General features: G+C 37.8%; 23 protein-coding genes and 1 pseudogene. 14 read left to right on the top strand and 10 right to left on the bottom strand.

All coding sequences use genetic code 11. The features are described from left to right. The first annotated feature begins 2 nt into the window (after positions 1 to 2). The 9 genes and pseudogenes from aroC (at position 3) to FFM68_RS06660 (ending at position 9972) form a co-directional block, all read left to right on the top strand. A complete protein-coding gene (aroC, locus tag FFM68_RS06700) occupies positions 3 to 1163 on the top strand; it encodes a chorismate synthase (protein ID WP_137618635.1) in 1161 nt (386 codons plus the stop codon). A gap of 16 nt (positions 1164 to 1179) precedes the next feature. After that, positions 1180 to 2253, top strand: a complete 1074-nt coding sequence (locus FFM68_RS06695) for a prephenate dehydrogenase (protein WP_137618634.1) — start codon at positions 1180 to 1182, stop codon at positions 2251 to 2253. A 4-nt stretch (positions 2254 to 2257) separates the two neighbouring features. Further along, positions 2258 to 3541: a 3-phosphoshikimate 1-carboxyvinyltransferase gene (gene aroA / locus FFM68_RS06690; protein WP_137618633.1), complete on the top strand. Its 1284-nt coding sequence runs from the start codon at positions 2258 to 2260 to the stop codon at positions 3539 to 3541. Beyond that, positions 3541 to 4044: a shikimate kinase gene (locus FFM68_RS06685; protein WP_137618632.1), complete on the top strand. Its 504-nt coding sequence runs from the start codon at positions 3541 to 3543 to the stop codon at positions 4042 to 4044. Before aroA ends, FFM68_RS06685 begins: the two co-directional genes overlap by 1 nt. Continuing rightward, a complete protein-coding gene (gene pheA, locus FFM68_RS06680) occupies positions 4044 to 4895 on the top strand; it encodes a prephenate dehydratase (RefSeq protein ID WP_137618631.1) in 852 nt (283 codons plus the stop codon). Before FFM68_RS06685 ends, pheA begins: the two co-directional genes overlap by 1 nt. A gap of 89 nt (positions 4896 to 4984) precedes the next feature. Further along, a pseudogene (locus FFM68_RS06675) lies at positions 4985 to 6172 on the top strand (LCP family protein). 79 nt (positions 6173 to 6251) lie between these two features. Next, a complete protein-coding gene (locus tag FFM68_RS06670; RefSeq protein ID WP_137618630.1) occupies positions 6252 to 7094 on the top strand; it encodes a DegV family protein in 843 nt (280 codons plus the stop codon). Between the two features lie 145 nt (positions 7095 to 7239). Further along, positions 7240 to 7719 carry a DUF6530 family protein gene (locus tag FFM68_RS06665; RefSeq protein WP_137618629.1) on the top strand — a complete coding sequence of 160 codons (480 nt, stop codon included), beginning with the start codon at positions 7240 to 7242 and terminating at the stop codon, positions 7717 to 7719. A gap of 24 nt (positions 7720 to 7743) precedes the next feature. Continuing rightward, positions 7744 to 9972, top strand: a complete 2229-nt coding sequence (locus FFM68_RS06660) for an AAA family ATPase (RefSeq protein WP_137618628.1) — start codon at positions 7744 to 7746, stop codon at positions 9970 to 9972. 43 nt (positions 9973 to 10015) lie between these two features. On the opposite strand, the gene FFM68_RS06655 is transcribed toward FFM68_RS06660, so the two are convergent. From FFM68_RS06655 to FFM68_RS06645, 3 genes are read right to left on the bottom strand one after another with little or no spacing between them, the layout of a single operon-like run. After that, on the bottom strand, positions 10016 to 10555 hold the full coding sequence (locus tag FFM68_RS06655; protein WP_137618627.1) for a TIGR01440 family protein: 540 nt from the start codon (positions 10553 to 10555) through the stop codon (positions 10016 to 10018). Between the two features lie 15 nt (positions 10556 to 10570). Next, positions 10571 to 11065 carry an ECF transporter S component gene (locus FFM68_RS06650; RefSeq protein WP_137618626.1) on the bottom strand — a complete coding sequence of 165 codons (495 nt, stop codon included), beginning with the start codon at positions 11063 to 11065 and terminating at the stop codon, positions 10571 to 10573. Then, a complete protein-coding gene (locus FFM68_RS06645) occupies positions 11062 to 11859 on the bottom strand; it encodes a bifunctional hydroxymethylpyrimidine kinase/phosphomethylpyrimidine kinase (protein WP_137618625.1) in 798 nt (265 codons plus the stop codon). The genes FFM68_RS06650 and FFM68_RS06645 overlap by 4 nt, the downstream gene beginning before the upstream one ends. Before the next feature lie 154 nt (positions 11860 to 12013). Between FFM68_RS06645 and FFM68_RS06640 the strand changes: the two genes are divergently transcribed. The 4 genes from FFM68_RS06640 (at position 12014) to FFM68_RS06625 (ending at position 14862) form a co-directional block, all read left to right on the top strand. Beyond that, positions 12014 to 12637 (top strand): NAD(P)H-binding protein, encoded by a 624-nt coding sequence (locus FFM68_RS06640; RefSeq protein WP_137618624.1) that lies wholly within the window; start codon positions 12014 to 12016, stop codon positions 12635 to 12637. 183 nt (positions 12638 to 12820) lie between these two features. Further along, positions 12821 to 13384 carry a hypothetical protein gene (locus tag FFM68_RS06635; protein ID WP_137618623.1) on the top strand — a complete coding sequence of 188 codons (564 nt, stop codon included), beginning with the start codon at positions 12821 to 12823 and terminating at the stop codon, positions 13382 to 13384. A gap of 266 nt (positions 13385 to 13650) precedes the next feature. Beyond that, entirely contained in the window at positions 13651 to 14196 is a 546-nt protein-coding gene (locus FFM68_RS06630; RefSeq protein WP_137618622.1) for a Crp/Fnr family transcriptional regulator, read from the top strand. 78 nt (positions 14197 to 14274) lie between these two features. Then, positions 14275 to 14862 carry an NAD(P)H-dependent oxidoreductase gene (locus tag FFM68_RS06625; RefSeq protein ID WP_137618621.1) on the top strand — a complete coding sequence of 196 codons (588 nt, stop codon included), beginning with the start codon at positions 14275 to 14277 and terminating at the stop codon, positions 14860 to 14862. 1035 nt (positions 14863 to 15897) lie between these two features. Here the strand turns inward: FFM68_RS06625 and FFM68_RS13255 are convergent. From FFM68_RS13255 to FFM68_RS06600, 5 genes are all read right to left on the bottom strand, one after another. Then, positions 15898 to 16116, bottom strand: a complete 219-nt coding sequence (locus FFM68_RS13255) for a GNAT family N-acetyltransferase (RefSeq protein ID WP_239585107.1) — start codon at positions 16114 to 16116, stop codon at positions 15898 to 15900. 258 nt (positions 16117 to 16374) lie between these two features. Continuing rightward, entirely contained in the window at positions 16375 to 16707 is a 333-nt protein-coding gene (locus FFM68_RS06615; RefSeq protein WP_137618620.1) for a hypothetical protein, read from the bottom strand. A 99-nt stretch (positions 16708 to 16806) separates the two neighbouring features. Then, a complete protein-coding gene (locus FFM68_RS06610) occupies positions 16807 to 17172 on the bottom strand; it encodes a hypothetical protein (protein ID WP_137618619.1) in 366 nt (121 codons plus the stop codon). A gap of 433 nt (positions 17173 to 17605) precedes the next feature. Next, positions 17606 to 18886: a 2-hydroxycarboxylate transporter family protein gene (locus FFM68_RS06605; RefSeq protein WP_137618618.1), complete on the bottom strand. Its 1281-nt coding sequence runs from the start codon at positions 18884 to 18886 to the stop codon at positions 17606 to 17608. Between the two features lie 17 nt (positions 18887 to 18903). After that, positions 18904 to 20526 (bottom strand): malolactic enzyme, encoded by a 1623-nt coding sequence (locus tag FFM68_RS06600; RefSeq protein ID WP_137618617.1) that lies wholly within the window; start codon positions 20524 to 20526, stop codon positions 18904 to 18906. Between the two features lie 161 nt (positions 20527 to 20687). Here FFM68_RS06600 and FFM68_RS06595 point away from each other — a divergent pair, with 161 nt between their 5' ends. Next, the gene (locus FFM68_RS06595) at positions 20688 to 21581 is read left to right on the top strand and encodes a LysR family transcriptional regulator (RefSeq protein WP_137618616.1); all 894 of its coding nucleotides are present in this window, start codon (positions 20688 to 20690) and stop codon (positions 21579 to 21581) included. A 144-nt stretch (positions 21582 to 21725) separates the two neighbouring features. On the opposite strand, the gene FFM68_RS06590 is transcribed toward FFM68_RS06595, so the two are convergent. Together FFM68_RS06590 and FFM68_RS06585 are read right to left on the bottom strand one after the other, a co-directional pair. Continuing rightward, positions 21726 to 22400 (bottom strand): alpha/beta hydrolase fold domain-containing protein, encoded by a 675-nt coding sequence (locus FFM68_RS06590; protein ID WP_275578070.1) that lies wholly within the window; start codon positions 22398 to 22400, stop codon positions 21726 to 21728. A 255-nt stretch (positions 22401 to 22655) separates the two neighbouring features. Then, a complete protein-coding gene (locus FFM68_RS06585; RefSeq protein ID WP_137618614.1) occupies positions 22656 to 22955 on the bottom strand; it encodes a hypothetical protein in 300 nt (99 codons plus the stop codon). Positions 22956 to 23144: the final 189 nt, after the last annotated feature.

Here is a 23144-nt window from a genome sequence, read left to right as displayed (position 1 = left end):
TTATGCGTTACTTAACAGCTGGAGAATCACACGGACCAGAACTTACGACGATTATTGAAGGGGTCCCAGCAGGTTTGACACTTTCGATCGACGCGATCAATCATGAATTAGCGAGAAGACAAGGCGGTTATGGCCGCGGTGGACGGATGAAAATCGAAAAGGATCAAGTACGAATCACCTCTGGGGTACGTCACGACAAAACATTGGGCTCGCCAATTACTCTAATCGTTGAAAACCGCGATTGGAAAAACTGGCAGAAAGTCATGTCGGTTGAAGCAGTATCAGAAAAAGATCAGAAATTACGTCGGGTTGCAAAACCACGTCCAGGTCATGCCGATCTTGTCGGCGGAATGAAATATCAGCACAACGACTTGAGAAATGTCTTGGAACGTTCTTCTGCTCGTGAAACAACGATGCGGGTGGCTGTTGGCGCGATTGCTAAACAAATTTTAGCTGCTGTCGATATTGAAATCGCGAGTCACGTTGTGATATTAGGCGGGATCGAAGCATCTGTTCCAGAGAAATTAAGTGTTAAAGAAATTCAAGAAAAAACGGCAGTTTCAGAAGTTAACATGGTAGATGAAACGGTCGAAGCGTCAGTCAAAGAATTGATCGATCAAACAAAAAAAGCCGGGGATACGATCGGTGGTGTTGTTGAAGTGAGGACAGATAATGTACCGGCCGGACTAGGTAGTTATGTTCAATGGGATCGCAAATTAGATGGAAAAATCGCTCAAATTATGTTGAGTATCAATGCCTTCAAAGGGGTTGAATTCGGTATCGGTTTTGAAGCGGCGCGCCAACCTGGCTCAAAAGTTATGGATGAAATTGTTTGGGATAACGGATACAGCCGTACAAGCAATCATCTAGGCGGTTTTGAAGGTGGTATGACAAACGGTGAACAAATCATCGTACGTGGTGTTATGAAACCAATCCCAACGTTATACAAACCGCTGATGAGCGTCGACATCGATACAAAAGAACCGTATAAAGCTAGTGTGGAACGGTCTGACAGCACCGCTGTTCCAGCAGCTTCAATCGTTGCAGAAAATGTCGTTGCTACAGTATTAGCCGAAGAGCTTCTAGAACAATTTTCAGCTGATACGATGGATGATTTGCAGCAAGCGGTAGCGCGATACCGTGAAACAATCAAAAATTTTTAAGGAAGAGGGTACGTCTATGAAACAGCAAGTAATGGTCTTGGGACTTGGCTTGATCGGCGCTTCGCTTTGCAGAGCAATCAACAATCCAACAATCGAATTGTTTGGCTGGGATTATTCATCAGAAACTTGTGAGATTGCTCGTGAAGTCGGATTAGTTGATCAAATCGCTTCTATTGAAAGAGCACCTGAGATGGATATCATTATTTTAGCCGTACCCGTTCGTTCGACATTGCAATATTTGCATAAACTAGCAAAACTTTCCTTGAAAGAATCTGTGATTGTCACTGATACCGGCAGTACAAAAAACGAAGTGATGGAATTAGCGAAAACACTGCCTTTTACTTTTATCGGCGGACATCCGATGGCAGGATCTCACAAATCAGGGGTTAAAGCAGAAAATCCTAATCTTTTTGAAGAAGCGTACTATATTTTGACGCCGCCTAAAGGGATCAAAACAAACTCTTTAATTAAACTATTAGAGCCGACACGAGCAAAATTCGTAGAGCTTGAGCCTGAATCACATGATGAGATTGTTGGAGTTTTAAGTCATTTACCACATATTGTCGCAGCAGGTTTAGTCAAGATGAGTGATCAGTTGGTCCTTGACTATCCGCGAGCAACACAACTTGCAGCAGGTGGGTTTCGAGATATTACTCGGATTGCTTCATCCGACCCGCAAATGTGGACAGATATCTTATTAACGAATCGTTCAATCTTATTGGACTTATTACACGACTGGCAAAAAGAAATAACAACGATTCAAGAAAGCTTGATACAAGAAGATCAGTCCGCGATTTATGATTTTTTTAGCGAAGCAAAACATTCTCGTGATCACTTACCTGCAAAAGATCGCGGAGTCATTCCAGCATTTTATGATCTTTACGTTGATATTCCAGATACTGCGGGGGCAATTGCAGAAGTCATGACGCTTTTAAGTAAGGCAGATATTTCGATCGTTAACTTAAAAATTCAAGAAACCCGTGAAGATATTTACGGCGTTTTAGAACTCTCATTTAAAAATCAAACAGATTTAGAAAAAGGGCAATCGGTAATCGAAGAAGCAGATTTTCATTGTTGCAGAAGGAGTTAGACAAATGAAATTATTGGGAACTAAAACTGGGATAAACGGTATGTTGACAGTGCCGGCAGATAAATCAATTTCACATCGCAGTATCATGTTTGGAGCAATCAGTCAGGGAAAGACAACGATTCATAACTTCTTAAGAGCAGAGGATTGTTTGAGTACTGTCGCGGTTTTTAAAGCGCTAGGAGTCACGATCCAAGATGACGGAAAAGATATTATTGTTGAAGGGGCAGGGTTTCAAAATTTACAAGCACCTGAAGAAGTATTGGATGCTGGAAATTCTGGAACAACGATGCGTTTAGTATTGGGAATTTTGGCGGGACAGTCATTTACATCAAAAATAGCTGGGGATGCTTCATTGAACCGCCGGCCGATGGAAAGAGTCATGGGTCCGTTACGAACGATGGGGGGGAATTTGCAAGGAAATGCCGGCAGTGAATTTCCGCCAATCGAGATTCGAGGCAGCCAGTTATCAGCTATTACTTATGAAATGCCCATCGCAAGCGCTCAAGTAAAATCCGCGATTCTCTTTGCGGCTTTGCAAGCAAAAGGAACAACGACGATTATCGAAAAAGAAAAGTCTCGCAATCATACAGAAGAAATGATCAAACAATTTGGTGGAGAAATTTTAGTAGAAGATAAAAAAATCTCCGTTTCTGGTGGTCAACAGCTGGTTGGACAAGAAGTAACCGTCCCAGGAGATATCTCTTCAGCGGCTTTTTATTTAGTGGCGGCTAGTCTATTACCAAAAAGCAAGTTGCGGTTAAATCACGTCGGAGTCAATCCGACTCGTACGGGAATCTTGGATGTATTGAATGAGATGGGAGGAGAGATCCAGCAGTTGGCTTACGATCCGCAAAATCAAGCCGCAGATCTGTTGATCGAATCCGCAGCATTGAAAGCAGTAGAGATTTCTGGAGAAATCATTCCGCGTTTGATTGATGAATTGCCTATTGTTGCTCTAGCGGCAACGCAAGCAACTGGTACGACGATCATTTCTGATGCGCAAGAATTAAAAGTTAAAGAAACCAATCGAATCGATGCGACTGCTCAAGAATTGAATAAATTGGGAGCTAAGATCGAGACGACGGAAGATGGCCTGATCATTCACGGGCCAACACCTTTGCATGGTGGAATTGTCGATAGTCATGGTGATCATCGGATTGGAATGATGCTGCAAATTGCCGCATTATTGACTGAAGAGACTGTTGAATTGAATAATCCTGAAGCAATCAATATTTCTTATCCGAACTTTTTTACTGACTTGAGTTTATTAATAAAGGAGAATGTCTAATGGAATCAATCGTCTTAATCGGTTTTATGGGAGCCGGAAAAACAACTATTAGTAAAGAACTTGCTGCTGCGCTGGAGGCTCGCGTAGTTGACATGGATGATGTCTTAGTTGAACGGATTGGTCAGCCCATCAGTGAGTATTTTGAAGAACACGGTGAAGCAGCATTTCGAGAACATGAGACAAGCCTTTTAAAAGAAGCACTAAATGAAGAGTCTGTTATCGCAACTGGCGGCGGTGTGATCTTGCAACAAGAAAATCAAAAAGTTTTATCAGATAAATTAGTTGTCTATTTAAAAGCCGATGCAAATGTCTTAGTGCAACGAATTCGTGAGGACAAAATAAATGTTCGCCCGTTAGCAATCAAAAATGATGACGGGGACTTGAAGCGGTTATTTTTCTCAAGAGAAAAACTTTATGAAAAATTAGCAAAAATCACGGTGGATACTTCTGAAAAATTACCGCAAGAAATCGTCAATGAAATCATACAACAGGTTGCATCCTAATGAAAGTTGGCTATTTAGGACCAAAAGGATCATTTACCTATAGTGCGGCAATAAACTTTTTTAAAGAGAGTGACTTATTTCCGTATAATTCGTTGACTGCATTGCTTGAAGAACAAAGAAAAAAGACATTAGATTATTGTGTCGTACCCATTGAAAATACGATCGAAGGTTCAGTGTTGCCGACGCTAGATTTGATTTTTCAAACGTTGCCGACGATCCAAGCTGAAATCGTGCTGCCAATCCATCAACAGTTGATGGTTCATCCGAATCATGCGAAGACTTGGGAAGAGATAGAACTGATCTGCAGTCATCCACAAGCCTTAGCTCAATCGCAAATTTTTCTACTGGACCACTTTCCCACAGTCGATATCGAACAAACCGGTTCAACCGCGCAAGGCGCGAAAAAAGTAGCCGATAATCCCGCAAAAAAATATGCGGCGATTGGTTCAAGAGCGGCGGCCGAACAATTTGGTTTGACGGTCGTTAAAGAGAACATTCAGTCGATCAGTGAAAATGAAACACGTTTTTGGGTATTGGGTTCGCAGCCGTTAGCTGGAAAGTTGCCTCAGAAAAAGCAAAAAGCGACTGTGCTGTGTGATTTAGCTTCTAATCAGCCAGGAGCACTTTATCAATGTCTTGCAATTTTTTCGGCAGAGAAAATCAATTTGACCAAGATCGAATCTCGCACGCAAAAAACGAAGCTGGGCGAATACTTCTTTATTATTGATCTCGAAACACCGGAAGAGCATAGACTACAAAAAGTACTAGATCAATTAAAAGCGCAGAACATCACTGTAACATTGATTGGGGATTACCCCACCTATCTTCCAAAATTAGGAAATCTTAGTTAAGGTTTTCTAATTTTTTTTTGGAAAAATAGGACAAAGCCCGAATGATTTGCTATTTTAATAATGATAGCAATGAGATGAAGAGGTGCACTATGAGCCGAATGGACAAATACAAAAAGATCCACGAGGAAAGTCAAAAAGAAGAGAAAAAACCGTTTAACTTTCGTCGTGAGTTAAAAAAAGATCCGCAGACTACTAACAGACCTGAGTATGAAAAAAGCAGATACGAAGAGCAAGCAAGATTTCAAGAACCACAAAATAATTATTACGAGGACCATTACCAGGAACAAAGTCCGGAACCGAAAAAGAAGCATTTCACGTTTAAACGACCAAAAATCAAGAATCCGTTTAAACGAGCGCCTAAAAATCCTTACGGACAAAAGCTGAAAAAAAAGCGAAGCTGGCGTAAAATCCTACTGTTTGTTTTAATCGCACTACTCGGTTATTCCGTAGTTGCCTTTGGCGTGGGAAATTTCGCGGCAAAACATGATTCTTCGATGGCTAAAATCGAAACACAAGAATTTAATGGCGTCGCATCAGAAAATGGAACAAAAAATATCCTGCTCTTAGGTAGCGATACTCGTGATAATATTAGCGGGCGATCGGATTCGATGATGGTGCTGCAAGTTGATGGGCATGGAAAACCGAAACTAGTTTCTTTCATGCGAGATATGTATGTTGATATTCCCGGTGTTGGACAGAATAAATTAAATGCAGCTTACGCGTACGGCGGTGCCGATCTTGTTCGCCAAACCTTAAAAAATAATTTTGGAATAGACTGCCGCTATTATGCGATGGTTGATTTCCAAACATTTGAAAAAGGTATCGACACGCTTTTTCCTAGCGGGGTCCAGCTTGATGCAGAAAAAGACATGAGTGCGTATATCGATGAACCGATCACGAAATGACCACAACGAATGAACGGGCACACATTGTTGAACTATGCGCGTTTTCGAATGGATGAAGAAGGCGACTTCGGTCGTGTTCGACGCCAACAGCAAGTCATGCAAACCGTTTTCGGCCAGTTGAAAAATCCACTTGTATTATTGCGTGGCCCATATGCTGCTGGAAAGATCTGGGGTTACTTATCGACAGATATGCCAAATACTTTCTTAGTCGGTAATTTATTCAACTTTGCAAAAGCAATAGGTGGAATCGAACGTTTGACTTTACCCGTCGACGGTTCATGGACTTATATCGATACGGCAAATGCCGGGAGTGCACTAGCTGTTGACACCAATCAAAATGCACAAGCCGCGCAAGAATTTTTAGGCGAGTAGTCGATTTTAGATTCCCATGAATCTATGATTGTGCTATATTATATCTATTGTAAATTTTGATTGAAACGAGGAAGCGAGTATGAAATTAGCGATCGTGACAGATAGTACCGCCTATCTGAATGAACGCACACGCAATCATAAAGATCTATTTGTTATTCCGATTCCGGTTATTATTGATGATCAGCCTTTTGAAGAAGGTGTAGATATTGGTTATGAAGAATTTTATCAGAAATTGAAAAGCAACAAAGATTTCCCGAAAACATCTCAACCTGTTCTTGGCGAAGTCTATGAATTGTATCGCTCGATTAAAGACCAGGGCTATGATACTGTCATCAGCATTCATTTATCCGAAGGGATTTCTGGATTTGTTCGAACTTTAACAGCGATCAAAGATGATGTTACTGGTTTACAAGTAATTCCATATGATTCAAAAATCACTAGTGTTCCGATGGGATATATGGTAGAAAAAGCATTGGAAATGGGCGATGAAGGAAAATCATTGGAGGAAATACTAGCTGCGATTGATCGGATCCGTGATACAACAAAGGCGTATATCATTGTTGATGATTTGGACAATCTTGTTCGTGGTGGACGTTTGACAAATGGCGCAGCGATTATTGGCGGGTTATTGAAAATCAAACCGATTTTAACATTTAGAGAAGGCAAAATCGTTCTAGCTGAAAAAATTCGTTCACTGAAAAAAGCATTGCAGCGGACAGAAGAAATTATTGAAGAACAACGTCAAGAAAAAGGTGAAGACCTGCGGATATTTGTTATCCACGGCAACAATCCAGAGTTGGCACAGCAAGAATACGAAAAGCTGAGTCAAAAATATCCAGACGCAATTATTGAGATTGGAACATTTGGTCCGGTCATTGGGACTCATTTAGGAGATAAAGCGATTGCTTTAGGCGTTGCTTAAATTAAAAAGGTGTATGACAAACTTTTGTCATACACCTTTTTTTGAAGTAAGATAGTTGCAAAAAATAGTGGAATTGCGTATCCTTTTTTCATTAGTAGTTTAGTAAGTTACTAAATGAGTAATTTACTAAAAGGAGGAAATTTTGATGAAAATACCAACGAATTTAAAACATAAACCGGTCTTCTTAGTAGAAGACTATGATAAGATTGATGGTCATAACGCTTGGGATAGCGATGCCAAAGGATTGACGCTTGGCTTAGCGCAGTGGAACGACCGCGGTCGAGTCGATATCTCAGGGAAAGTTTGGCGCCATACAGGTGAGAAATGGTCACGCCAATCAGAAGAGTTGCCGATCACACGGATTTTAGATTTAGCTATTTTAGTGGCCCAATCAAGTATTTATTTACAAGACGCCTATCGCTATGAAAAATTTTATAATCCAGAAGATCCTAAAGTCGATATTATTGGATTGCAAGGCGGTCGAATGGAAGTCAAGGTTGATACTGAGAATCCCAAGATTGATGAAGATATCATTTTATTCAATGATACGATGAATAAAGACGGTGATATCATTGCACAGCGTTATCGGACCCTTAAACGTTTATTAGATGAATTAGGTTATTAAACCGAAAATACGAGGTGAGTGAGGATGAATAACCCTTTTGTCGTAACAGAAGGTCGACGTTTTACTAAAGTAGAAGAACAAATGATTTGGCACAAACCTGCAAGTCATAAAACGAGTCAAGAAGAACTTCGGATTGCTTCAGAAATCAAAAACAACTGGCATGATCCTGAGATGAAGATCATGAATGTATTATTAGAAGGCGACGCAGGTTCAGGAAAAACCCAATTAGCCCGGGCGCTCTCAGCCGATCTGCAGCTTCCCTATACTAAAGTAACTTGTTTTGCTGACATGGATAAGACGGATGTCTTCGGAGCACTTTTGCCGGTGGTTGCAGCAGATAATGATGAAGACCGTGAACTGCTAGAAACAATCTATCAAACCGATTCATTGCAAGAAGTTTTAACAGTGATCGCAACACACTTCCAACTTGATGCCAATCAAGCAAAGGAACGTTTGAGCAAATTGATCGAACGTATCGACCAAACGGAGACAGCAACCAGTGTGGACTATAAATTTTATCCTTCAGAGATTGTACGAGCAATGCAAAAAGGTTATTTGCTAGAGATTCAAGAGCCGACCGTCATTCGTGATGCCTCTGTCTTAGTTGCGTTAAATTCTGCATTAGAGCCAAACGGCTTGTTGAATATTCCGACAGGGATTATCCGCCGTCATGCAGACTGTGTCGTAGTGATCACTACCAATCGCAATTATCAAGGCAATCGCCCACTAAATGAGTCGTTGCGTGATCGTGTACAACATGCCGAAAAAATGGACCTGCCTTCGATTGAAGTAATGATCGAACGAGCAATTGCAAAAATGAATTTTACTGATCACGATTATTTGGAAATCATGGCTAAGATCATTCGATTGCTTGATGAAACGGCTAAAGCCAATGCAATCAAAGGTGTCGCAGGTATGCGTTCTTATTTTTTCTGGGTAAATAGTTTGAAACAAGGGCAAGACCCATTGGAAAGTATTTTTCCTAAAGTCTTATACAAATTGACTACAGATGAAACAGAGTTGAATATTTTACAAACAGCATTAGAGCAAAGTGGTCTCTTAAGTGCACTTCAACAAGTCAAAAATCAGCAAAAAATGCGACAAGGTCGAAAGATCAGCCAAGCAGAAGCAGAGCAGCGTAATATCGTGGAAGAGGCTGAATCTGCGACATTGAAAAATGAATCTGCTGAGGAAGAAAAAGCGGACATCACTCAAGAAGATGCGGTATCTGATGAGGCAATTGTTTCAGAAAAACAAGCGGTGATGGACGTTCCGGAAGATGGAACACCTTCAGAGGCTGAGTCTAAAAGCGAGACAGCTTCTATTGATGAAGAAGATAAGATTGGTTCAGCGATGTCGCTGGATGAATTAGCAGAAATCGATAAAAACAAACGAAAAGAATTGAATCGTGAAGTTCGAAAAATTTTGCAAGAGACGATCCATGCAAAAGAAGGGACGATCGTACATCGACCAAAAATTACGGAAGCTGCCTTGGCACAAGGAAAACAGTTAACACAAAACGTTTTACCTGAAGTCGAGAGTCTCAGTCGTGTGATCAATGATTTATTGGATAAAGAAGTCAGCAGTGATTTTTCTAGTGGAAAATATTATGGGGCTCGATTTAATCCAGGTCACGTCGCTTACGGAGATTTGCGAAACTTTGATAAAAAAAATCCGCCAAATGAACAGCCTTCTTTGGCACTAGCGGTCAGAGTTGATGAATCTGGTTCTATGTTGCGGGATGATCGAATCGAAACTGCAAAATTAGCGGCGATTGCCTTGAGTTTATTTGCCGAAAAAATCCAAATTCCTCTAATGTTATACGGCGATTCAGCCGACCTTAGTCAGCGTGAGAAAACGTCGATCTATTCTTATAAGGAATTTGACGATACTTATGATTATCTGGCGGCAAAAATTGCTACAATGAAACCGCGTCAAAACAATCGTGATGGTGTACCGCTGCGCTTATTAGCAGAAAAACTCAACCAGCAAACTGCTGATACAAAACTGCTACTATCGATCAGCGACGGGCAGCCCAAAGCTTTGCCTGATTATACAGGTGAAAAGGCAAAACAAGATATCCAAACAGTCTTAAAAGATTATGAACGGCAAGGTATCTTATTTATTGCTTGTGCGATCGGGGAAGACAAAGAACAACTAAGAACGCTATATGGTGAAAATAATTTCGTCGATATTTCGGATATTGCGACATTGCCGCAACAATTATTACAATTGATTGCCCGATTTATCTAAGCAAAAAAGGTGAGATCAGGAATTCTGATCTCACCTTTTTTGCTTAATAAGTTGCACGTGGTCCGCCGATATATTTTGGCCGACTGCGTAATGCTGTCACATGAGCGCCACCAAGTTCTTTAACCGATGGACGGACAGGTACTTGAACATATTTTACATGCATACCGATTGAAGTATCACCGATATCGATTCCAGCTTGAGCGACGATGTGCTCGACCTCGACTGGGTCAGAAAACTGTTCAAAAGCAGCCACAGAACAAGAACCGCCAGCGTGCATTGCGGGTTTAACAGAAACAATTTCCCAATCTTTTTTTTCGGCAAGCGCACGTTCAACGACAACTGCGCGATTGATGTGTTCGCAACCTTGAACGGCTAAGTAAATATTTTTAGGCTCAAGAATCGTTCTTAACGTCTCAATTACCCATTGACCAGTCTCTTGACTAGAGTTTTTCCCAATAGTTCCACCGACGATCTCGCTAGTAGTACAGCCTAAGACAAAAACATCTCCAGCCTTTAAATTTGCTGCATCTAGTACATCATTAACGATAGTAGTTAAATCTTGTTGTAATTTTTCTTTTTCCATTTTTTAAACTTCCTTCTATTTATATTGAGGATGACGCAAAACTTTTTGCAATGCCTGAAAAAGCGGCAAAGTCACAGCAATCCCAAAAATATTTTGAACAGCATTGCCTGGCAGTGAAGCAAGTCCAGCAGCCCAACCGTATAGCAGTGCTGTAGCTAAAGCATAACCGATTATCATAAAAAGACTGGCGAATGAAAAGCCAAGAAATAAGCCTTTTTTATTAGAAAACTTATTATACAAATATCCTAAAAGAAACCCTTGGAATCCGTGAATCACAATAGAGAAAATTGCCCATTCAGGATAACCGGAAATCAAATCGATCAATCCGCCACTCAACGCACCGACTAATAATCCGCCAGTTGGTCCAAAAAGCAGGGCTGAGGCATAGATTCCGACTTCGCAAAGCGTCACAAATCCCTTCGTCGCGGGGATTGGAATAATAAACATAATCGAAAGGGTAACCGTTAATGCAACCATCATAGCTAATTTTGTCATTTCTTTTGTTTTCATGCTTTTTCCTCCATCTCTACACATTCTCCGTGCCACACATTTCCTTCGCCATTGTTTAATAAGATCCCATTTTGAATACTTTGATAGACAAAATCTTTACTAGCTATGACAGCTGTTTGTAATTCTTTGCCTAAAACTAGATTCGCCGTGATTGCTGAAGCAAACGTACAGCCGGCACCATTGATCGTTGCTTTGTTCAGTTTTGGCTTTGAAAAAATCCGGTACGTTTTACCGTCATAAAACAAATCAGAGGCTGAGTCGCCAGCTAATCGTTCGCCGCCTTTAATCACCACAGCCATTGCACCTAAATCAATCATTTTTTGCGCAGCTTGTTTCATCTGATCAAGATTTGTGATTTCTTGTTGACTTAACAATTCGGCTTCTTTTAAATTAGGTGTAATGATCGTAGCTAAAGGAAATAATTCAATTAGTCCGCTTCGATAGGCTTGACTGTAGACTTGATCGGTTTCTTTAAAAGCCATTACCGGATCGAGTACGATCGGACCTTTGAAATCATGCAAAAATTCTTTTACGATTGAAAGAGCTGCAACGTCATGGATCAATCCTAGCTTGATTCCAGATAAATTCAGCGCTTGTTTGATCGTTGCGAGTTGATCTTGTAGTAATGCTGGTGGAAGATCATTGATTTCAAATTGCTTGTTTTTTACCACAGCGATACAAGTAATTGCAGTCAAACCAAATAAGTGGTAATTCTCAAATGTTTTTAGATCCGATTGCAGGCCACCACCAGCTAATGTGTCAGATCCAGCGATTGTGAGTACGTTTTTTGTCATAGTTAAACTCCTTACTCTTTTTATTATAAAATGATCGCTAAAAAATAAAACAGCCAATTGGTTGTTTTATTACTCATCCAATTATAAGTGAAAATAGTTGTTCCATCTCATAAAATGAGTTAGCATACGGTGTGAGAGAAGGGGGATAAGAGTTATGAAAATATTTATTGCCGGAGCAACCGGTCGTGTAGGCGAAGAATTGACGAGTAAACTAGTTGAGCAAGGGCATGTTGTCTATGCGGGAGCACGGCACGAAGAGAACCTAACAGCAAGCGATTCAGTCAAACCCGTACACTTGGATCTGCATGGAACAGTTTCAGAAATTGCTGAAACATTAGCAGATGCTGAGGCGGTCTATTTCGTCGCCGGTTCACGGGGGAAAGATTTGTTGCAGACTGATTTATTCGGAGCTGTGAAATTAATGCAAGCAACAGAACAAAAGAAGATCAAACGGTATATTCACTTAAGTTCATTATTCGCTTTACAACCTAAAAAATGGGGCGAAGCATTAACAGATTACAATATCTCAAAATTCTTTTCAGATAATTGGCTGATCGATAAGACACAGTTAGATTATACGATACTTCAGCCTGGCGCCTTACTGGAAACGACTGGAGATGGTAAGATTACTACAGCTATCACTGGAAGATCTGAAAATTCGATTGAAAATGTTGCTAGCGTTTTAGCTGCACTTTTAAATCACGACAATACGATTCATAAAGTCATTTTGATGGGTGACGGCGAAACAGCAATCGAAGAAGCGTTGAAACAGATCTAAAAGCAAAGCCATTCAGTGAGCGATCCTTACTGAATGGCTTTTTTCAGATTCATTCATTCGCTGAAAAAAAGATTCCATTATTTTTTAGTTTTTCACGTCACTTAATGATAAAATAGGTGAGACTTAAGGAGTTAACCTAATGAATCTTCAGACTATCAAGTTTGGAAGCGAAGAGGGGTTCAAATGATCCGAAAAAGAAAAATTGTACACTATTATATGAAAAAGCAGGGATTCACAAAACAGGAAGCAGATAAAACAGCTGATAAGACTCAACCGGAATTCACTGAAGCGCGCAATGTCTACCTATCCATATTTAAGGAGACGAAACCGACCTTTGCAGATCGGACAGAACGAGAAAAAATCTTGCGAGTTTATCAAGTATTCAGCCTGATTGCGCTGTTTTGCTATATCATTTGGCTATTTTTAAATGGGTATCTAAATCACGCCCGAGTGTCTGATAATTTTTTATTGATTATTTTGTTGATCAATTTAGCAATAGTCAGTATTCTAAATGAAAAAATATCTGGAAGGATCCACGATCGGAAATTAAAAAATTTTTTCAATGATGATCCCGAAGCTCTAAAAAAATTGATCCGCGTAGAAACGATCAAACGAGACATTTTTCGCGCAGAGCAACGTGAGATAAAGCTGGTAGAAGCATCCAAAGAGGCTCAAGCCAATGAATCTGAAGAAAAGCAGAATAAAATCATTGAAACAATCAAAAAGATCATAAGTAAAAAGAAATAGTTGCTGACTCTTTCATAAGATGGCGGCTATTTTTTATGGGAACAGTGGCGGATAAGATTGAGTATAGACATAACGGACTAAAAATATCGCATACAAAATATAAACAAAATCTACTTCAAAAAAAAACTCTAAGCCAATATTAACGACTTTAATCATTTTACCCTGACTTATCATTCTCTATTTAAACTCGTCCGTCAAACAATACAACCCTAAATAGACGTAATTTAAAGTTTCTTTTAGTAGAAAAAGCAGGAGGATACGTATCAATGACTAAATTTTTCGATTTATTAAATTTGACCAGAGAACAAGAGAAAAATTTCTGGTATAAAAAGACAGTTTCAGCAAATACTACATTACTTTATGAAGGAGATGTAGCGGATAAGATATATTTTATTGAAAAGGGTGCACTTAGACTCTGGAATAATGATGATGGAAAAGATATCACCTTTCAATTTTTCTTTGAAGGGCAAATTGTTGCCTCTTATGAAAGTTTCCATCTAGAAAAACCTAGTATATTTTCCATTGAGGCTATTGAGGATACCGAATTGTTAATCTTAGACAAGAAAAAACTAAAACTATTGATAAAAGATTCAACTGATTTAATTTATTTCATGATGGATCAATTATCAGAACGGTTTATTGCTTATACAGATTATTTTTTATCAAGAATTAAAGAATCACCTGAAAAGAGATACGTTTCATTACTAGAAAAAAATCCGGAATTAGTAAAACGGGTTGCAGACCAATACATTGCGTCCTTTCTGGGCATTACTCCCGTTTCTTTAAGCAGAATTAAAAAAAGAATTATGTAATTGAATTATCTTTTGTTAATTACAGTCACTTGATTTCCTTATATTCTTTAATCAGAAAAAGATAAAGGAGAATCAGACATGAAAACATTAATTATATATAACCATCCTTACAAGGAAAGTTACAATCACGCAATTTTAGAGTCAGTAATAAAGGGAATAAAAAAAGCTCATGGGGACTATGAGGTCATTGATTTAGACAAAGAGAATTTTAACCCTGTAATGACTTCGGCCGACTTATTAGGTTTTGTAAAGCACCAAGCAGTCGATCCCATGGCAATAAGCTATGCAGAGAAGATCAGAAAAGCAGATCATTTAGTCTTTATTTTTCCGATTTGGTGGGAGCTGATGCCAGCAATGTTGAAAGGTTTTATTGATAAAGTAATCTATCCAGGTTTAACTTATGATTATAAAGAAAATGGATTAAGTATGAGTAGCCGGTTGGAAAAATTGAAGTTTACAACAGTGATTACGACAATGAATACCCCAAAAATTATGTATAAATTCACCTATGGAAATGCGGTTAAAAAAGCGCTTATAAAAGGTACCTTTAAAAAGACCGGTATGAAAAATATAAAATGGATAAGTTTAAATATGGTCAAAATGTCCACAACGCAAAAAAGAAAAAAATGGTTGAAAAATATTGAATATAAATTCGCAAAAATATGAACATTAGCTTTGAGATAAAGTAAGGAGAGCTTGGTCATACTGTCTCTATGAAGTAACCCAGGCGTTCAGTGGAGGAGGGGGGGGAAAGATATTAGTCAAGGAACATGACAAAATTGGTTATACTAAGAGAAGTGCTTTTCCAATTATACTAGTTGCTTACCGCATCAAAATTTTAAACGGTTGTATGCTAGAAAATGTTTCTTTAAGAACTAAATGCGGTCTTTCAACTGAACATCAAGATGTATCACAAACTAAACACGAAGCATTCAACGCAAATTTAGCATTTGTGCGAAAAATCACATGTCTGCCTAAAAAAAACGCGTTGCTTAGTTTGGCTGCAAATTTATGTACATTATTATAAATGCTGATTTTTAGAAAAATCATAATGGATTACTCCAGAAATATTTGCTTAGATCAAACGAATTCAAAAAATATTTTTCAAACTAAAATGAATCAATCTGCACAGTATGAATGTACGACAAAAATAACTATTCACTTGAAATCACTATAATACAAATATAATACAAGTTATTATTAGGACGTTCAAAAGCTTTTTAGAACTACTTGAAATTAAACTGACCGCCATATAGTTGGTTGTAAAAAAAATAAAACGCTCCAAAATCATATTTTATAAAAATAAACGATGAATGAGATAAATAAAATTGTGAGATAGCCATACATAATAATTTGTCGTTACAGTTAAATTCAGTCGCTGATCTTTCTATTTAACTTTTGTTAATGTATATTATGTAAACTAAAATAAAATTAATTATTATTTATAAGATTTTCCTATCTATTCACTTTCACTTCTGTCTACAGTATCTTTTGACCAATCGCTATCCGAGACCTTTGGTGAAGCCGTATAAAATTCAGTTGTAGAACAGTATTTATACAGATAAATTCCGAAAATCGGCTTTATAAATTACTCTGAAGACCATTTTTTATAAATTTCACTGATTGCTAGCTTTATTTTATCAGTCGTTTCTATACCTAGTATTATTCTATGCAATTGATAGAATTAATTAAAAGTAAAGTCTATATCACACAGGTTTGCCTTTCTATGACATAATTTATTAAAGTAATACCTTGACGGTCAACGATTTGCTCCTTAATAACCTTGTAGCCTCTTTTTTCAAAGAAAGTTTTTGCAGTAATTGAGGCATGGGTTGAAATTGCTGCGTCTGTTGAAGATTCTAAAATAGTAATGGCAATGCCTTTTATCCTGATAATCTTGATGAACAAATAAACGATCAAGACACCCCGTGAGGTCAATATCTCCAAAACCAACTACAACGTTGTCTTTTTTAGCTATGAACGTTGTATTATCTAGTAAAGACTTGTTCCAGCTTGAAAGATCATTTAATTTAGGTGCCCATGCCTCTGCTCCTTAGAGTAGTCACGAGCATTGATGCTGTGACAGTATTGTAAAATAACTTGACGACTGCTTTACGGTCAGAGAATTTCCTTAATTCCATGAATAAAATTCTCCTCACTTTTTCACATAATCTACTTTTACGTTTGTGATTCAATATAATTTTTAATTTTCTCAACTTCGCCTTCATAGAATAATAAAAATGGGATTTCTATCCCTTTTCTCTTTGTATCTTCATCAAGATACTTTGAATCCCTCTCATTGTAAACAATAAAATCACCAATTGGTGTTTTTGGAGTTACTAAGTTATAACTGACAAATTCTAAATCATATTCTGGTTCAAATGATGCTTTAAGCTTCTTTTGGAATCGTTTTGGGTGCAAAGCTACTTTGGGGCTTACAGTTATTCCTACATATCCAAAAGGATACACCCCGTCAGCATTAATCGAAATTATCCATACTATTTTTTTCATATGTGCTTTTCCTCCAAACTCATTAAATTTGAGCCCAGTTGATATTTACTTACCTTAACAAAAATATCTCTATCGTTGTCTAGTATTTTCCAAAATGGTCTACTGTTTTAGGACTCGGTTGCTCTTTACTTTGTAATCCATGACTGAACAGAAAATTTTCTTAAAAGAGTTTTTAGAAAAGTAGTCATCAATATAGAATTTCATTTTCTCATAATCTCTTTTCATAAATAATACGGCTGGTATTTCGATAATTGGTAAATTGTTTTCGTTTTCAAAAGGAGGAGATGGTTTTGGAACCACCAGATAATCAACTTTATCTTTATCCTTGATGTAATTGATAGAAACATCATAATCCTTTAAAAAATAATCTTTCAAATCATCGTGATTCTTGATTGATGGCGCAGCAAAGATCGAGCCATAATTGATCCCTGTGCTGACTGTTAATACAAAACATATCTTTTTCATACTATGCCTCCTCCTTTTTACTAACTATAACGCAAATGACCGCCTTTGGTAAATCGCTTTCAAAATATTCTTGAAGTAGCCTCTATTTCCAAATAAAGCAGTAGAATTTACGACATACTCAATTAATTTTTTTCATGCAATTTAAAAAAACAAAGGATTATTTTTCGTTTCTCTAAAAAATTTATCGTGACTTCTGGGTTGCTAATAGATAAAGTTTTAGTTCTTGATTAACTATTTCTGTAAACAAGCCAATCCCTCTCAATATGAAGTTTCCACAGTCTCTTATAAGATCTTTTTTTAATAAACTAGAATTATTCTGCAATTTTACGGACTTATCTCTTAAAAAAGCCCGATCATCAAAAATGATCGGGCTCGCTACGTAATGCTATCTATTCAAAAATCAGGTCTTTATAAAATATCGTTCGTATCAAGTCTAACCATAAAAGAACCGGATAAGTACACCGCCCATAATTAGAACGATTGCGCCGCACAATCGATTGGCCATTTGCGCAAAGGCAATCATTTCCATTCGATTAGAAGCAGATAAAACGGCAATGTTTCCTGTTCCGCCCATCGAATTATTGACCATTCCAGCACCGATAGAAGTTTCTACAGGATACATTCCTAAAACCAATCCTAGGAACCAGCTAGTTAGCCCCATCGAAACAACACTCGTCAAACATAGTACGATGAATTGCCAAGTTAAAGCTGAAGCAAGCGTTGTAAGATCAATCATGGCTAACCCAATACCGGCTAAAACAGCATGTGTTAAGTTCGTCATAATAATTTGATTGAACATTACAACGGAATTCTCGAGTTCTTTGGGAACCGCGTTGAACGCTTTAAGCAAAAAGACAATAATAATCATAAATGCATATTCGTGAACATTTGGGAAAAATTTATTGAGGATCGCCCCAACCATAAGTAGTGAAAAAGCGAAAAGCATCCCCACACCGATTTTTGTCGCATCAAATGTAATTTTTGGTTTTTCAAGTTCTTCTTTCGTCGCAGAGACCAATGTCCCATGACCATTGTATTTTGTCTTATCAAATATTTTGGAAATCGAAAGCGCTCCAATGATCGCAATAATATTTCCAAAGGTCACAGCTGGTGCTAATTGAGAAAAGATTACCGCTTGATTTCCATGTGCTAAGCCATCCGCATAGATTTGAGAAAGTGGTGTAATCCCCGCTCCCATACCGCCGGACATCATAGGCATTGAAACATACATCACTGAATGAGCAAAACCTTTACCTAGCAAAACCCCTACAGTCCCTACTGCAAAGAAGCCGACAACCATGGTAACTAGCGCAACTGGTATAAATTTAGCAGATGCTTTAACAAGTAAACTTCTGTTCATTCCTAGTATCGAACCACAAATAAGTGCCGCGATATAGAAATCTAAAAAGCCAAATTTTCCACCCATAAATGTTCCTACTGCCATAATCACATCTGACGGAAGAAGATGAAATGCTGATATCAGCATCGCTCCGATCAGTGTAAAAACGGAGCCGCCGCCAAGGTAAGAATTCATAATCGGCAGCTTTTCACCGATAAAATATAGCAGGTGCCCTAACAAAACAAGAAGCAATGTAATCCCCACCATATTCAACGGCAGTTTTCCTAAGGCAATCGTACTTATCATGACGATTAGGAAAAAAGCATACAGTGGGAGACTAATTCCTGAAATTTTTATATCTTTTAATTTTTTCATTTTAAACAGTCAGCCTCCTAGTATTTTGGATACCATTTGATATTTCGAACAGCTTTTTCCATATCTTTTTCTTCAGCCTTAGCTAATCCTTGTTCTTGAGCTTTTTTAGCAACGGCTTCTGCTACTTTGATCGACATTTCTGTCACTTGTTCGAATGGAGGAAGAACCGGAGCACCCGCTTCATCTGGATTAACTAGTCCGCCTAATGAATGTGCTGCTGCACCGATCATTTCATCAGTAAGAAGTGCTGCTTCTGAAGCAAGCATACCTAATCCCAATCCTGGATAAATCAACGCATTGTTCGCTTGACCAATTTGGAAGTCGATTCCTTTGTAGTTTACATTGTTTGAAGGAACACCTGTTGCTACAAATGCTTTTCCGTCAGACCAAGTAATCACTTGTTCAGCCGTAGCTTCCAATTTTTTTGTCGGATTAGAAATTGGGAAAATAACTGGACGTTCTGTATTATCGCACATAGCTTCTACAACTTCTTGCGTAAAGGCTCCAGCATTTGTAGAAGTTCCAACTAAAATAGTCGGTTTAACTGTTTTTACAACATTCGCAAGATCTGTCAGTTCCGCCGCATTTGCAAAATCTTCACGTTTTTTTGCAAACGGTTTTTGAGCAGGGGTCAAATCTTCCATATCGTCAAAAAGTAATCCTTGTTTATCCATCATGAAGAAGTGTTTGTATGCTTCTTCTTCTGACAAACCTTCGCTTACCATTTCAGCATGAACACGGGCAGCAATACCAGCACCAGCAGATCCGCCGCCGTAGCAAAGATAGACTTGATCCGTTAATTTTTCGCCTGTAATATCAAGCGCTCCAAATATTCCGCCAAGAACTACGATCCCTGTTCCTTGAATATCATCATTGAACGTTGGAATTACGTTTTTATATTTGTTTAAGATATTTGAAGCCGTTGACCGACCAAAATCTTCCCAGTGTAAGTATAATTTAGGAAACATTTCTTCGGCTGTTTCTACAAAATTATCAATAAAATCATAATAACTTTCGCCATAGACACGTTCGTGACGATTTCCAAGATACATAGGATCTGCTAATAATTCTTTTCGATTGGTCCCTGCATCAATAACGATAGGTAAAACGGTAGCAGGATCAATCCCAGCTGCGGCAGTATAAACCATTAATTTCCCAACTGAAATATCAACACCTTGTGTTCCCCAATCGCCGATACCAAGAATCCCTTCAGCATCTGTTACAACGATAAGTCGAATATTTCTATCACCCGCTGCATTTTTTAAAGTAGCTTCGATATTTTCAGGATGATTGATATCAAGATAAGCTGCGTATTGTGGATCAACAAAAAGATGGCTATAGTTTTCAATGGTTTCTGCAATAACAGGATCATAAACAATTGGATTAAATTCTACAATATGTTGATTAAATAAATAATAGAACAATGTCCGATTCGTATTGAATATTTCCATCAAGAAATGACGTTTCTCGATATCAGAAGGTTTTTTCAAGTATTGTTGATACGTTTGTTCAGCTTGCTCTCCGATTGTTTGAATATATGGTGGTAAAAGTCCTACCAAACCAAGTTCTTTACGTTCTTCCATAGTAAAAGCTGTTCCTTTATTCAAAAAAGGATTATTTAATAGTTCATGTGCTCTCATGTGTGTGACCTCCAAGTAAATTTAATATAAGTAATCATTACTGAAGTATTTTAATGCCTATAAAAAATTATAGTCAAATCCCTTAGTTATGATAAATATTTTTTATATCAAATGGAAAGACTTGTGGTAAACTATGGAAAATGAAAGGAGTCTTTTAACCAATGAATCTGCATGATTTCGAATATTTTAATACCTTAGGAAACCTGCTTTCTTTTACTGCTGCAGCAAAATACTCTGGTGTTAGTCAACCTACGATCACTTATGCCGTAAAAAGGTTGGAAAAACATTATGATTGCGATTTAATCTATAAAGATCCTTCTCATAGAACAGTCGCTCTAACTAATGAGGGAAAAGTTTTAAAGATGCACATAGAGAATATCTTGGATGAGCTAGCTTTAATCGAACGGGCGATCGAACACTCTAAAAACAAACAGATCCCAATCGGTTTCCCACCCATTATTAGAGTAAAGATCCTCACTCAGTTATTACAAAAAAAAGAAAATATCGACTTCATCGCAAATTTTAATTTCATATCGGGCGGTTCTGAAGAGTTGTTAGCGAAACTTCTATCTGGGCACATTGATTTTAGTCTTATTGGTAGCATCACTCCACTCAACCATCCGAATTTAATCGTTAAACAACTCTATGAACGTGAGTTTTATATTTTTGTTTCTAAAAATAATCCTTTAGCACTTCGCGAGGAAATTTCCTTTGGCGAGGCACTGGAATATCCATTTATCCTACTTGATGAAAATTATGTCCATATGGAAGCTTTTCGGAACCTCAATGAAAAATATCATAAGAAAGCTAAGATCCTGCTTAGTTCTTCTGATATTCAAACTACTGGTCAGCTAGTTAAATCCAATGTTGGGATTACTTTAATGACAGATTTTCTTCCGTTTGCTGACATGGAAGGTCTTGTCAAAGTTCCCTTAATCGCAGAAGACAAACAAACTTTCCATGTCCAATATTCATATTTAAAGAATGCATTCCTCAGTGAAAAGCTGCAGGAATTAATCCTCCTTTTAGACGGACTCGATGAAAGTAAAAAATAGGTATCCATTTTACCCGAGCTATTTAATAATACAGAGCCAAAAGAAATCTATTTGAAAAGAGACTGTGACAAGATTTTGTCGCAGCCTCTTTTTATATCTATCTGATTTTTTTGAGAAATATTTTTACTTGTCAATAACTATTCCTTACCAATCAGTGTTGATCATATCGATAATAAGTTGATTGGCTTTTTCAGATTCAGGGATCATGTATAACATAAATATGTGTGGCATATTTTCTACCTGGATATAATTGATTGAAGGATTTTTCTCTGCTAAAAGTTTAGTATCAGGATTTGTGATATCTCGCGTGCCAGAGATCATTAAAACATTTAAGTCTTTGTAGTCTCCATTAATCGGACTAACGATAGGATCTGTAATCAAATGAGTTCCTTTATACCATTCACCGACATCTTTTAACGCAATCGGGGAAACAATGGTATCTCTTTTAGCCACGACTGTTATTTCTTCATTCTCAAGTGAAAAATCTACGAATGGAGATAAAGCGATGATATTTTTGACCTTCTTCTCTTTATTATAAACGGATTGACTGTAACCAAGCGAAATATTCCCACCGGCAGAATCCCCCATTAATGTTATCGTCTCATACGTATTCAAGTGACTAGAAATTGCGAGATCAATATACCGCATTACATCATCCACATTGCTTTTAGGCGTCAATGGGTAATTCAATACCAAGAGATCGGTTTCCGTCTCTTTTGTCAGCATATCTAAATAATCCCAATGCAAGCCTGATATCGGAAGAATAAATCCGCCGCCCGCTAAATAAATCAGAATTTTTTTGGAACCTTTACTGAACAGATAGTTAGTTGTCCCTTCAACTTCAATAGAAGTCTTTTTAAATCCCGTAAACTGCGTATTTTTAGGAACAGCAATTTTTGTTTGCCGCTTTGCTGCTTCTTTTTTAAACTATCCCCGCTTAATGTAAAAACTTTTTTAACGTTTAGTAACCGTGTTGCTAACAAAATCATATTTAGTTGAATACTCATCCAATAGAATCCTCTCCGATGTACACTTTATTTAGTTATTATTCACATTTTTTATTATAAAGTACTTTTAGGATTTTGCCCCATTTTTTGCGACTTGGTTTGGATACTCTTTTTTAAATTCTTGCCATTTTATTGATTCAACTAGATTTTCTTGTCCAGTAGTCAGATCTCGAATAGGAACTGTGCGCATTTGACTACTATAGACGGCCCAAAAGACAACGATTGCTGTTACACCAAGCAACCACCACCATGATTGCCAAAATGCCGCAAGGATGAAGAGAATTGTCAGAATTGATGTGGTGACAAATAATCTTTGCGTCATTTTGGTCGCTTGCTGAGCATAACGATGTTTGGGATCTAAATTCATAAGTTTGTCCTCGCTTTTAGTTTATATTTTTGCATAGGTATTGTAGCTGAAACATCTGATGGAATCAATCCATACGTTTGACGGATCGTAAGCTAAAAAAATTTGGATCTGCGTTTATTAAGAATTACTTACATTATATAAAAAGAGGGATTGAAATGCTGATATGTCAGCGTCTCTGACTTGCTTCAG

It is taken from the genome of Enterococcus xiangfangensis (assembly GCF_005405365.1).
In the GTDB taxonomy this organism is placed as follows: Bacteria; Bacillota; Bacilli; order Lactobacillales; family Enterococcaceae; genus Enterococcus_A; species Enterococcus_A xiangfangensis.
Note: the sequence above shows the minus strand (reverse complement) of the source record. Positions and strands in the feature narration are given on the sequence as shown.